Genomic DNA, 12,689 nt, shown 5'->3' with positions numbered 1-12,689 from the left:
TTTTCTTGCTATTTAATAAAGAACTTCAAAAACTTCTACAGCTTCTTTTTTTCCTTTTACTTGAACGCTCCCAATCTCCTTAAATTCAAATAGATGTTTTGTACTCTCATAGATAGAACGACTAACTAGGATCTGCTCACCCTTCGCCATAGATTGCAGCCTAGACGCTATATTAACTTTATCTCCTATTGCTGTATAGTCCATGTGTTGTGGAGAGCCAACGTTGCCAACAACTACCTCTCCCGAACTTATACCGATTCCGGTAAGAAAATTATCCCTAATCCAAGCAACTGGGATTGTTTTTATGCGTTTTTGCATTTCAATAGCTGTTTCAATAGCTCGTCGTTCGCTATCGACAAGAGTTGAAGGTGCGCCAAACATGGCAACAATCATATCTCCAACAAACTTGTTCACAGTACCGCCGTGGCTAAATATCACCTCTACCATGTGAGTAAAATACTCATTCAAATATTCTACAATTGCTTCTGGTGCTAACTCCTCGCATTTAGTGGTAAAGTTTCTAATATCAGAAAAGAGAATGGAAATGTCTTTTTTAGCAGGAACTAAAGAAATATCTTCTTGAGGATCTAAAATAGCTTCAACGACTTGTGCAGGGACATATCTTTCCAAGTTACTTTTAATCCGCGCTTCTCTAAGTTTATTTTCATGGAGCAGAGCGTTTTCGATAGCTGCTGCGGCTTGGGATGCTAAAGCAGTGAAAAGTTTTAAATCTTGTGCTGTATAATTGACTAATTCATCGCTACTCAAATTAAACACGCCAAGAACTACGTTTTGCGTCTTCAGTGGGGCGCAAATTAGAGATTTTATCTTATTATTACCTGTAATAAATCTAGAATCTGACTCTACATCATTGACTATCTCTGCGTTTCCTAGATGAAACACGCTGCCAGCGATACCTTCACCAGGGAACAGGGTAGTTTTATGCTGATGTTCTTGACCAAAAGCAGCAATGATTTCAAGCTTTCCTGTCTTTTCATTCAGTAACATCGCTGAAGCATTGGTTGTTTTTATAAGTCTCCTAGCTTCATCAATCACTAATTTGGCAATTTCTTTAAGATCCAGGCAAGCTGATAGTTTTCCAGAAATATTATAAAGAAGGTTGATTTCTTTATATCTATCCAGTATTTCGCGGGCAAGCGTCTTTTTTTCAAGCTCCTTTCCAGCTATATAGGTAAGCAACGATGCAAGACTGGATGCTTTGTCTCCGCCAAATACCCATCCAATTACTTCCTCTGAAAGCTGTATAGGAAATTTATTTGATGAGGAAAAAATACCATCGCCGATTAATAGACTACCGTTGACATCTATAATACTTACAGAGCTATCCAATGTCTCGATTAAGTCAGCGATGAGCGAAGAAATTTCTTTTTTATAAATCAGCTTTTTTAAACTAATTAGAGTCATAAGATTTTTTTGTCTGCCAATGATAGGAATAATATAGCAACATTAAATGATTTATGAGGGCTAAATTCTCGATTTAGCGAAGAATCGGAGAGCTGAATCCCTGATTTAAGAATAAAATAACATTGCCATTCCCTAGCGAAAAGAATTTAAATCACAAGGTTTTAAGAAACATAGCTAGTGTTTCTAATGCCGATTTGTCACCCTAAGCTTAGAATACCCATCAAGACTATAAAAATTCAAAAGAGTATTTTTTTACATTTGTGTTCAGAAAAGTGCCTCCCTTGATACATCCACCGTTTGCGCTAATCGTTGAATCACGATCGCCTATGGGATCGCTTCTTCAAGAACGCCGTTACAAGGAAGCCAGGAGCGCTAGGACAAAAATCTGCATCCAATGGCTAACCCAAGCGATCGCATCCATTAAGCTGCCTCATCTTCAAATTTCAGCCGCCGCTCAGCGAAAGATTAATAACATTTTATGTTTTCTTTAACGATCCTTGGGGCGGATGTGTAAACCTATGGTATGGCATCATTTGCTCAGGGGATCGCTTGGCTACTGTTCTTGTGGAGAGGGGTATTTTTGCGCCAATGGTATTAGGAGTGTAGGAAATGAACCCTCATCAATTAGTACCCTGGGATGAGAGTTCTCAGGCAACAACTCCTCGCGGACAGTTAGAGCATTTTGAAGAGCTAGTTGCAGCATTAATAGATCAACCGATCGAGACGAAGGAACAACTCCAAAAAGAGATTCTCTCACGACAAAGGTTTGAAACAGCGTTAAGCGAAAGTGAGAGACGATTCCGCGCTATTTTTAATCAAACATCCCAATTTATCGCGCTACTGCAATCAGACGGGATTGTCCTAGAAGCCAATCAGACGGCGCTAAACTTTGGTGGAATCACTGCAAGTGATGTAATAGGTTGTTTTTTTTGGGAAGCGCCGTGGTGGAGCGTTTCGCCAGAGATCCAGGAACGTTTAAAATGCGCGATCGCTCAAGCAGCAGCCGGAGAAATCGTGAGTTACGAAGTTGAGGTGCGAGGTGTTGGAAATACTGTCGCCACCTTTGACTTTTCGTTGAAGATTTTGAAGGTAGAAACAGAGTTTGTTGAGGCACAGCATACGCTACCTTTATTGATTGCCGAAGCTCAGAATATTACCGATTGCAAGCACTCAGAAAATCAGCTCACCCTGTGTAATCTAGAACGGCTAACGCTATACAAAATTTCAGAAATCGCGCAGGGGACTCAATGTCTTTACACTGCATTTCAAGAGATTGTTGAAGAAATTAGCATTGATACTGGTTTTCCGATTATCACCATCGAACTTTATGACGAAGCAAGGCAAATGATGGTATTTGCAGGGCTAAAAGGAGTTCCCTTGCCTGCGGACACAACTGTTCTTGAGGTGCCGGTAGACCAGACACTTTCGGGGAGTGTGGTTCGCACGGGTCAACCTGTCGTGAAGACGGAGCTTTCGCAGTCAGCCAAGAATAGTAACTTTAATAAAATATTCTCGCAGTCAGAGATTAAAACTTTCATTTGTATGCCGATGATCGTCAACCAACGGTCGATCGGAGTTTTAAGTTTAGCCCATTGGGAAATCGTTCAATGCAATGATTCATTCCTGAAATGGATTGGAAGTTTGGCTAATTCTATTGCTTCCCTAACCGAGCGCAAGCAGGCAGAGCAAGCACTACGGGAAAACGAAGCGAGGTATCGTCGAATTGTCGAAACCACCGTTGAAGGGATCTGGGTTCTCGATCCAGAGGGGAATACAGCTTTTGTGAATAACCAGATGGCACAAATGCTAGGACTAACAGCGGCTCAAATGTTAGGCAAGCCTTTGTTTGCTTTTATGGATGACGAAGGTTGCGCGATCGCAAAAGCTTTCATGGAGCGTCGCCGCCAAGGAATTAAAGAACAACATGATTTTAAATTCTGCCGTCAGGATGGCTCCGATCTATGGGCAATTGTTTCTACCAATCCCATCTTCGATCAAGCGGGGAAATATGCGGGAGTCCTGGGAATGGTCACGGATATCACCCAGCGAAAAGCTACTGAAGAGGCATTGTTGCAGCAGGCAAAGCGGGAGTCGTTGATTCGGGTAATTACTCACCAAATCCGTCAATCTCTGAAGCTGGAGGAGATTCTCAACACGACGGTGACAGAAGTGCGACAATTTCTTGCCTGCGACCGGGTAGTCATTTTCCGCTTTCATCCAGACTGGAGTGGCGTTATCGCAGTTGAGTCGGTCGATTCTCGGTGGACGCCAATTTTAGGATCGACGATGACAGACCGTTGCTTTGCACAAACTTATGTGGAGCCTTACAAAAACGGTCGGATTCTATCGATTGAAGATATTTATACGGCAAAGATAAGTCCGTGTCACGTTGATTTATTGGCTCAGTTTCAAGTGAGAGCAAACTTGGTGGTTCCCATACTCCAAGGCGAGGATTTGTGGGGATTGTTGATTGCTCATCATTGTTCGCAACCGCGACAGTGGCAGCAGCTAGAGATTAATTTACTCCAAGAATTAGCAACACAGGCGGGAATCGCGATTAAACAAGCCCAACTTTATCAACAGTTGGAAGAAGCGAATCAGGAGTTGCAGCGCCTTGCCGTTTTAGATGGCTTGACTCAGGTAGCGAATCGCCGTTGCTTTGACCAGTACATGAATAGTGAGTGGCAGCGGCTGGTGCGAGAGCAAGCACCCTTATCCTTAATTTTGGGCGATATCGATTTTTTTAAACTCTACAACGATACTTACGGTCATCAAGCGGGAGATGAATGTTTAAAGGCAGTGGCGAGTGCGATTCGGCGTGCAGTGAAGCGTTCGACGGATTTAGTAGCTCGTTACGGCGGAGAAGAATTTGCGATAATTTTGCCGTATACCGTAGTTGAGGGAGCAATCCGAGTTGCTGAGCAAATCCGCGCTGAAGTGAAGGCGTTAGCGATCGCGCACGTTAATTCTCAAGCTAGTCAGCAGATCGCGCTCAGTTTAGGCATTGCTAGTGTAATTCCAACTTTAGAATCCTCACCAGCAATGCTGATTTCCGCAGCAGATACCGCCCTCTATCAGGCAAAAGCCGCAGGGCGCGATCGCTATTCCGCACACAATTAACGGCTCAGGGTACGAATGAACCGTTGTAAATTGGTGAACAATCCAGGTTTTTTTGGCGCTGCGGTGTCGCTGCTGCGGTTGCTGGGATTGGCGGCGTCCTTACCCTGAGTAGTTCCTGCCAGGATGTTGTCAAGTTCTTCGCCCACGGGTTTTGTAGAAACTTCGGCAATCAGCTGATAGTTGTCCTTGGTTTCCTGCCAAACTTGCCAGGGTGAAGGGTAGCAGCGAAGCACCGCAGCACCGTCGAGGGGTCTGAGATAGTAACTAGATTCCAGGGTAGTCAGGAAGCGATCGCGCAATTGTCGTCCCGCGTAGCCAATGCCAATAATAGCGGCGTCTTCTAGATTAGGGTTGAGGAGAACCACCGGGCGATCGCCTGCTGCTTCGCACAGTTTTTCCACTTGCAAGACTTCTACTGCGGAAGGTTCAACGAACAAGAAAACACGATCTTCTGGGTGAATTTTCTCATCTACCGACGCTCGGCTACTGCCAATATCTGTAATTTTAAAGGGTACGTGTCCCCAGTCGCGGCGGGCAAGGGCAGCTGCCCCGGCGTCGGGAAAGAAAACTTTCAACTCCGATGCCATCTCCTCAAAGGCTTCGATAAATTGCAAGGCGACGGGCATCGGTTTGAGTTCTGGGAAGACTAACTCGACCTTGATGCGGGTGTAACCATTGGCGATCGCAGCTTGGGTTGCTTCACGGGATTGCGCGATCGCTTCTTCTAGTGATTTGGGAAGTTCTGCCATCTCGAAAATTGTTGAATTTAAGTGGATTCAGCCAAAATGTCAAATTGATTAAAAACCTCTCCCTAACCCTCTCCTAAGAGGAAAGGGGACAAGAGAAAGAATGTTTTAATTATGTCGGGATTGCTGCTTGCCTCCGTTAGGGAAGTGGCGCGGAACGCGCAGTACGGGAAGGAGGTTGGGGATTCGGTTTAATGTTGTCGTTGATGATTCCCACCTACTGATTACTGTGAGTCGTTAGCATTCAAAATTCTAAACTCAAAACTCGCTCCGGCTGAAAGCTATTCTTGGAAACAGGCATCAATCGTTCTAAAACTTGCTTCAGCACCATTGTCGCCCAGTCTACATCAGCTTCCTCTGTGTCCCGTCCCAGAGTGAAGCGAATGCCTCCCAAGGCAACTGCATCGCTGTATCCCATTGCCAGCAAGATGGGGCTGGGGCTGAGTTTGCCACTGTGACAGGCAGAACCGGCACTGATGGCAATTCCAGCTAGGTTCATCTGCCGCACCAAGGTTTTTCCGGTGACTTTTTCACTCTCACCGATGACGCTGAAACTGACGTGGTGGGGTAGCCGATGCTGCCTGTCGCCAGTAGGGATGAGGTGAGGAACATCCGCTAAATGGGAAAATAAGCGATCGCGCAATTTTATCAATCTCGGTGTCTCTGTTCCCAATTCTTGCGCCGCCAACTCAGCCGCCACGCCAAAACCAGCAATGACAGGAACAGCCTGAGTTCCGGAACGCAGTTTTATTTCTTGCCCTCCCCCGCACAATAAAGGCGCTAACTCTACACCAGGGCGGACATAAACCGCACCCGCGCCCTGAATACCATAGATTTTGTGGCTGGAAAGAGAAAGCATATCCACCGGCAGCTGCTGCACGTCAATCGGCAAGCGCCCAGCCACTTGGACGGCATCAGTGTGAAACAACACCCCGTGGGAGTGGGCAATCTTGCCCAATTCCTCAATTGGTTGCACCGTACCGACTTCGCTTTGCCCGTAAATAATCGAAACTAAGACTGTATTCGGTTGCAGCGCCTTTTCTAAATCGGTGGGATTCACCCGTCCTTTAGTATCTACCGGCAACCGCGTCACCTGCCAACCCCACAACTCTAATAAACGCGCCGGTTCTGACACGGCTGAATGCTCGACGCTGGAGATAATGATATGCTGGGGCGTCCTGTAGCTGCGGGCAACCCCCATAATCGCCAGATTGTCTGCCTCGGTGCCGCCAGAAGTGAAGATAATCGACTCAGCCGGTGCGTTAATGAGTCCAGCGACCTGAATTCTTGCCAGTTCCAGAACCGTTGCTGCCCGTTGCCCCCACTCGTGCAAGCTGGAAGGATTGCCCCACTGCTGGGTGAGGACAGTTTGCATCGTTGCGATCGCTTCTGGGCGAGTGGGCGTAGTAGCACTATAATCCAGATAAATTTGCATGGTTGATTAAGCGACAGGCTGTCTCTTCTTTCAGCATATAGCGCCTCTCGCTAGAGCGTCTCTCACCTAACTACCAGGTTTGCAGACGTTATATTCTTCGTGAGACATGACTTCTTCTGGCACCAGCTTCGTCCCGCAGTCGCGGCAAATCATCCGGTAGTCGCGGCTCAAAGGGATACTAATAATCAAGCGGTTGTGGCGCATCCGCTTGCCCCTAAATTCTATATAGTTCCGGCTACCCTCCAATCTAGCGATGATGGCACGCGCCTTCACTACCAAATGAGCGGGAAGATGTCTTAAATTAATCGGATCGAGTGAAAAAGATTCTTCCCACTCCTGTTTTTCCTGTTTTCTTTGAATCCAGGTGGCGCGTTCTTGAACGCAGCGATGGCAGGTTTGACCATGACCTTTGTGACCGCACGAAAACGTTTTTTTTCTGGTTGGCATAAAAAATAGTGGTGTGGCTTGGTGCCTCCCACCCCCACAAAGCTTTTATCCTGTGGAAACTCTCCGCCGTGGGCGGTTGGACAAGATCGAATATTTTGTCCGCTTGCAGTTTATGTTAATGCAAGAGGGGCAAGTCTTTGAGAATCGTTTTCGCTTGCTGACGAAAAATCGGTGATGACACCACGAATCCGTCAGGTTATCGTGTGGGTGATGAAAGAAATTTATGCTTCGATGACGTAAAAAAGGGATGGCGAGTTCGCCTATCCTCTCTTATCTATCAGCGAATCCAACTTCCCGTGCATCTTCTTTTTTCCCCGCCGACAATCCGTCTGGGCTTCACGTTACTGCTGGCGCTAACTCTCGGCGCGTGTCAGCGAGTGCAGTCGCAGAATTCCCGTCTCACGCCTCTGCCGCAAGATCCTTTTGTTCAGGTATATTTCAACCACGCCCAAACGGCAGAATATACTGAGCCGTATCGCCAGCAACGACGACAGGGAGATGATTTAGAGCAACAAATTGTCGATGCGATCGCGTCTGCGAAATCCAGCGTTGATGTGGCGGTGCAGGAGTTGCGCTTACCGAAGATTGCAACAGCGCTAGTGGATCGCAAAAAGGCTGGGGTAAAAGTTCGGGTAATTTTAGAAAATACCTACAGTCCTCCTCTCAGTGCGATCGCTTCAGCAGAGTTAGCAAAACTGCCGCAACGAGAACAGCAACGCTATCAAGAATTTCTCAAATTAGTAGACCGCAACGGCGATAATCAGCTCAGTCCAGCGGAAATTAACCAAGGAGATGCCTTGGTCATGTTACGCAATGCGGGTATTCCGACAATTGACGATACCGCTGACGGTTCCAAAGGCAGCAGCCTGATGCATCACAAATTTGTGATTGTCGATAACGCAAAACTTATCGTGACTTCCGCTAACTTTACAACGTCGGATATTCACGGTGATTTTGCCAAGCCTAGCAGTTTGGGCAATGCCAATAACTTGCTGAAAATCGATAGTCCGGAGTTGGCAACCCTTTTCACCCAAGAGTTTAACGTGATGTGGGGCGATGGGCCAGGAGGCAACCCTGATAGTAAATTTGGCATCAAAAAGCCCTATCGACCCCCACAGCAAGTCAAGTTGGTCAATACCACCGTCACTGTCCAGTTTTCTCCAACTTCGACCACTCAACCCTGGAATCAAACCAGTAACGGCTTAATTGGCAAAACCTTAAGTACCGCCGCCCAAAGTGTTGATATGGCGTTGTTTGTCTTCTCCGATCAGCATTTAGCGAATATTTTAGAAACCGACCATCAAAATGGGGTGCAGGTACGGGCTTTAATCGATCCCGATTTTGTCTATCGCCCCTACAGTGAAGCTTTGGACATGATGGGGCAAGCCCTAAGCAATCAATGCAAGTATGAGGTTGATAACCGCCCCTGGCAAGAACCGATTACCACAGTTGGCGTGCCATTACTGCCAAAGGGCGATTTGTTGCATCACAAATTTGGGGTAGTGGATAAAAAAAACGTCATCACTGGCTCCCACAACTGGTCAGAAGCCGCCAATAGCGGCAATGATGAGACGGTGTTAGTCATTGAAAGTCCGACTGTTGCTGCCCATTATGAGCGCGAATTTGACCGCCTTTATAAGAATGCTGTGTTAGGTGTTCCTGATGGGATTGGGCAGAAAATACAAGCACAACAGAAACAATGTTCCCAGCAAACAACAGCTTCTCAACCCTCCCAAACCACTCCAGATGCCAATCCAAAAGCCAAACTTCCGATCCAAAAGGCGCAACCACCGAAAAGTCTCTCTAATTCTCCTCAATCCTCTGTCCCTAGCCCTAAGCCCGATCCCTATCTGGTCAACCTCAATACTGCAACTCAAGAAGAAATCGAGGCATTGCCTGGAGTTGGGCCAAAATTAGCGCAACGCATTATTGAGGCGCGTCAGCAGAAATCTTTTACCTCGTTACAAGACCTTGACAAAGTGCCAGGAGTTGGCCCCAGCTTGCTCGAAAAATTAAGCGATCGCGTGACTTGGTAGCAACTGCTCCTTCTTTCCGGATCGGGACAATTTGCCGACGCTAACGACAATTGGACTAGCATCTGACAGGATAGTGCTGGTCTTAATGTACTGGGGTGTTATGCCATGAAGCTGATCCGCCTTCTCCTCAAAAATTCTTGGGTAACAGTCATTTTGGCTGCATTGACAGGTCTTCTCAGTGGTGGGAGTAGTGCGGGTCTAATAGCCCTGATTAACCTCACCTTAAGAGATATTCAACTACCAACAACGACCCTAGCTTGGAGCTTTGTTAGTTTGTGCTTTCTTCTGTTTGTGACGATGACTGCGTCCCAAGTCCTGATTGCCCGATTAGCAGAGGAGGTCATCTTCAATCTGCGAATGCTCTTAAATCAACGCATTCTGGCTTGTCCCTTGCGTCACTTAGAAGAAATTGGTTCCTCCCGGCTTCTCGCGACCCTCACAGAAGATATTGAGGTAATTTCTAGTGCCTCTATTTCCGTTTCCGGACTATTTGTAAATCTCGCCATTTTAGTGGGGTGCCTGCTCTATTTGATCTGGCTATCTGTACCTCTTTTCTTTTTCATCCTAGGTTTCATGGCGTTAGGAATCTTGAGTCATACTCTACTGGTGACGAAGGGTAGGGATTCTTTCAAGCTTTCCCGCGAAGTGCGAGATAGGTTATACGAGCATTTTCGGACTACCACGGAGGGGACGAAGGAACTCAAGCTGCACCACTCTAGACGCCAAGCGTTTCTCTCTCAAGACCTCCAGGCTGCCGCTGCATCTTCGCGCCATTACCGAGTTGCGGCAATGAGTATTTTCGCTTTTGCTGGAAGTTGGGGGCTACTGTTGTTCTTCGTTCCCATTGGGTTGCTGATTTTTGGTTTACCTTTACTAAGAAATATTCCTGTTTCTGTTCTATCCGGCTACGCCTTAACAATCGTATTTATGATTACTCCGTTGCGGGGGATTTTAAACACTCTTCCCGATTTAAGTAGAGCGAATGTTGCTTTAGATAAGATTGAATCGCTTGGCTTATCGTTGGTAGCCCAGAGAACTGAGGAGCATCTGACAACGACGCTAGATTCACAGATTGAGTGGAGTTCTTTAAAATTAGTGGGAGTGACTCATGCTTACCGTGGCGAACGGGAAGAACATCGCTTCATTTTGGGACCACTCGACGTAACTTTTCATCGTGGAGAATTAGTGTTTATTGTGGGTGGGAACGGGAGTGGCAAATCTACTCTTGTGAAGCTGCTAGTTGGACTCTATATTCCGGAATCAGGAGAAATTCAATTTGACGGTAAAGCGATTACAGATAAAAATCGCGAGTGGTATCGCCAACAGTTTTCAGTTGTTTTCTCTGACTTCTATCTCTTCAACCGTCTTCTAGGATTAGACACTCCATCACTAACTAACCAAACCCAAAAGTATTTAGAAAAGCTGGAATTAGATCGTAAAGTGCAGGTAAAAGACGGTATCCTTTCCACTACTGCCTTATCCCAAGGACAGCGCAAGCGTCTTGCTTTATTAACGGCGTATTTGGAAGATCGTGCTATTTATATATTTGACGAATGGGCGTCAGATCAAGACCCAGTCTTCAAGGAAGTTTTTTACACGCAACTGTTGCCAGAGTTAAAAAGTAGAGGTAAAACGGTTCTGGTTGTTAGTCACGATGACCGCTATTTTGAAGTTGCCGATAGGATTGTGAAGTTGGATTATGGGAAAGTGCAATATGATAAAGGCTTACATGGTTGATAATATTTTTTCTTAAACCCTTACTTGTAATTCGGAACCCCACCCCAGCCCTCCCCGTGAACGGGGAGGAGGAAATATGCTTCTTTCTCGTTTATGAGAGAATTGAAAGAATTTTCGTAAGTAAAGATGAGGGTAAATTTTTTTAGCCTTTATAATTATTGATTAACAATTCCTCTTTGTTTGATAGTGTTCTCTGTGTTCTGAGATAAATCAGGCCAAGGTAAAAAAATCAGCCGGAGAATACGTTTATTCGGAACGTTGTCCCAAGCGCTAAAAACGCGCTTCCAATCATCAAGGAATTCGGGTTGAACTTGCCCTAATGTTTTTACTAAAGAGTGATAGACGCGATCGCTGACTGCTTCATCGGAGGTGATGCCTTGCCGAAGTTCCAAATTGAACTCTAGATACTGTTGGTCTTCTTGGTAAAGAATCCGGGCGCGGTATAGTCCGGTGAGAATATCGTTTAGTTCTTCGGATTTTACCGCCGCATCCAACATATATTCGGTAAGATTAGTCCCTAAAAGAATTAAACAACTATCTGAGCGACCCGTGACTGCTAAAATATTTGGAAGCCAAGGGCTAGATTTTGCAATAATCTTAACTAAAGCTTCATCCTGAGAATCTAGCTTGTCCGAAGTAAGAATTGCTTTTCTTAATTTGCTCCAACTATATAACGCAACACGGTCGTAGAGAATGTAGCGCACTAGCGGAATTCCTTGCCAACGAGTCACGCAAAAGTGACCATCAACAAGTTCCACAAAAGTGTCGGAAGCAATGAAATGAAAGAAGTGAGGAATGGGAGATTCTAGACCTAGCGAATTAGCAAGTTTCTGGTTACGATACAGTAGTTTTCGCAAAGCGATCGAAGCGAGAGATTCAGTTCCCAGCCCCCCAGTATCGGCGCTGGCGTACATGGAAAACATAAATGGAATATCTTCTGCTATTTTCGCACGATTTTGCAAAGAAGTGCGGATACTTTCTGGAAAAGGTTCGCCAATTACGATGTATCTTAATTTTTCTAATGGAAGCGATCGCTTTCCCTCACTTGCCTTTAGATGAAGATGCGCGATCGCAGATGGTACAATCAATAGAATAATCTGATCTACCAATGGGTTCATCTTGCAGATCATTTCAATAATATCATCTTGCTGGATACCTGGACAGAATACCCAGAAAGGATAAGGCGTATTCGCTGCCATATTATTTAACGCCCAGAAAAACGATACTCCTCCGAGAGAACTTCCTAAGCTAAGTCCAACAATTGCCAGCGTTTTTTTCTTGTGTACAGCAAAGGTTCGTTCCAGAAATATCCGGGTTTTAAGACTGACAAAACGGCTATTTGATTTTAGAATAGGCCAATAAAATGAGTTTCCGGATGATCCAGAAGAACGAGCTATCGCATAAATTTTATCAGCATTATCTGCTAGCAATTCCTCAAATGGATAAGCTAAAGCATAATATTTTTTATCTAACAAAGGTAGTTGGTTAAATGGAACTCGTGCTTTAATTCCTTGAGTTTCTAAAAACTGTTTGTAAGCGGGTACACCTCGTTGGGCACGTTGATACACTCTTTCGGCTAATCTTTCCGACCCTAAAGAGTTTTTCATGAATGGTTTAAATTTCATAAGTAGTGCTAAAGAACTTGTAAAGTTTTCTTTTTTTACGAACCGCGAAGGCACGAAGGACACGAAGGAAAGAGAGGGAAGACAAGAAGAGTCTATAAATAAGTCTTAAATTTCTAAC

Annotated in this window: 8 protein-coding genes; 3 read left to right on the top strand and 5 right to left on the bottom strand. The window is 45.4% G+C overall.

What is annotated here, in order from left to right:
* Positions 1–12: 12 nt before the first annotated feature.
* Complete coding sequence (locus NDI34_RS03740) at positions 13–1,425, bottom strand: adenylate/guanylate cyclase domain-containing protein (protein WP_348231895.1); 1,413 nt, start codon at positions 1,423–1,425, stop codon at positions 13–15.
* Between the two features lie 609 nt (positions 1,426–2,034).
* Between NDI34_RS03740 and NDI34_RS03735 the strand changes: the two genes are divergently transcribed.
* A complete protein-coding gene (locus NDI34_RS03735) occupies positions 2,035–4,545 on the top strand; it encodes a diguanylate cyclase (protein WP_348231894.1) in 2,511 nt (836 codons plus the stop codon).
* On the opposite strand, the gene NDI34_RS03730 is transcribed toward NDI34_RS03735, so the two are convergent.
* The 3 genes from NDI34_RS03730 to NDI34_RS03720 all read right to left on the bottom strand — a co-directional run bounded on the left by NDI34_RS03730 (position 4,542) and on the right by NDI34_RS03720 (position 7,173).
* Complete coding sequence (locus NDI34_RS03730; protein ID WP_348231893.1) at positions 4,542–5,294, bottom strand: DUF1995 family protein; 753 nt, start codon at positions 5,292–5,294, stop codon at positions 4,542–4,544. The genes NDI34_RS03735 and NDI34_RS03730 overlap by 4 nt on opposite strands.
* 241 nt (positions 5,295–5,535) lie before the next feature.
* Positions 5,536–6,726, bottom strand: coding sequence for a cysteine desulfurase family protein (locus NDI34_RS03725; RefSeq protein ID WP_348231891.1), 1,191 nt, complete (start codon positions 6,724–6,726; stop codon positions 5,536–5,538).
* Between the two features lie 66 nt (positions 6,727–6,792).
* Positions 6,793–7,173 (bottom strand): hypothetical protein, encoded by a 381-nt coding sequence (locus NDI34_RS03720; protein ID WP_190413403.1) that lies wholly within the window; start codon positions 7,171–7,173, stop codon positions 6,793–6,795.
* A gap of 323 nt (positions 7,174–7,496) precedes the next feature.
* Between NDI34_RS03720 and NDI34_RS03715 the strand changes: the two genes are divergently transcribed.
* Both NDI34_RS03715 and NDI34_RS03710 read left to right on the top strand, forming a co-directional pair.
* Positions 7,497–9,209, top strand: coding sequence for a phospholipase D-like domain-containing protein (locus NDI34_RS03715; RefSeq protein WP_348231916.1), 1,713 nt, complete (start codon positions 7,497–7,499; stop codon positions 9,207–9,209).
* A gap of 105 nt (positions 9,210–9,314) precedes the next feature.
* On the top strand, positions 9,315–10,946 hold the full coding sequence (locus NDI34_RS03710; RefSeq protein ID WP_348231890.1) for a cyclic peptide export ABC transporter: 1,632 nt from the start codon (positions 9,315–9,317) through the stop codon (positions 10,944–10,946).
* A gap of 155 nt (positions 10,947–11,101) precedes the next feature.
* Here NDI34_RS03710 and NDI34_RS03705 read toward each other — a convergent pair whose 3' ends face one another.
* Complete coding sequence (locus tag NDI34_RS03705) at positions 11,102–12,553, bottom strand: hypothetical protein (RefSeq protein ID WP_348231889.1); 1,452 nt, start codon at positions 12,551–12,553, stop codon at positions 11,102–11,104.
* Between the last annotated feature and the right edge of the window lie 136 nt (positions 12,554–12,689).

This window comes from Trichocoleus sp. DQ-U1 (assembly GCF_039961925.1).
GTDB lineage: Bacteria > Cyanobacteriota > Cyanobacteriia > Cyanobacteriales > FACHB-T130 > FACHB-T130.
The sequence above is the reverse complement of the archived record's forward strand: the minus strand, read 5'-3'. Positions and strand labels throughout refer to the sequence as shown.

Bases quoted from the DNA above. Each gene is read 5' to 3' on its own strand.
- NDI34_RS03740 (WP_348231895.1), bottom strand. From the start codon at position 1,425: ATGACTCTAATTAGTTTAAAAAAGCTGATTTATAAAAAAGAAATTTCT.
- NDI34_RS03735 (WP_348231894.1), top strand. From the start codon at position 2,035: ATGAACCCTCATCAATTAGTACCCTGGGATGAGAGTTCTCAGGCAACA.
- NDI34_RS03730 (WP_348231893.1), bottom strand. From the start codon at position 5,294: ATGGCAGAACTTCCCAAATCACTAGAAGAAGCGATCGCGCAATCCCGT.
- NDI34_RS03725 (WP_348231891.1), bottom strand. From the start codon at position 6,726: ATGCAAATTTATCTGGATTATAGTGCTACTACGCCCACTCGCCCAGAA.
- NDI34_RS03720 (WP_190413403.1), bottom strand. From the start codon at position 7,173: ATGCCAACCAGAAAAAAAACGTTTTCGTGCGGTCACAAAGGTCATGGT.
- NDI34_RS03710 (WP_348231890.1), top strand. From the start codon at position 9,315: ATGAAGCTGATCCGCCTTCTCCTCAAAAATTCTTGGGTAACAGTCATT.
- NDI34_RS03705 (WP_348231889.1), bottom strand. From the start codon at position 12,553: ATGAAAAACTCTTTAGGGTCGGAAAGATTAGCCGAAAGAGTGTATCAA.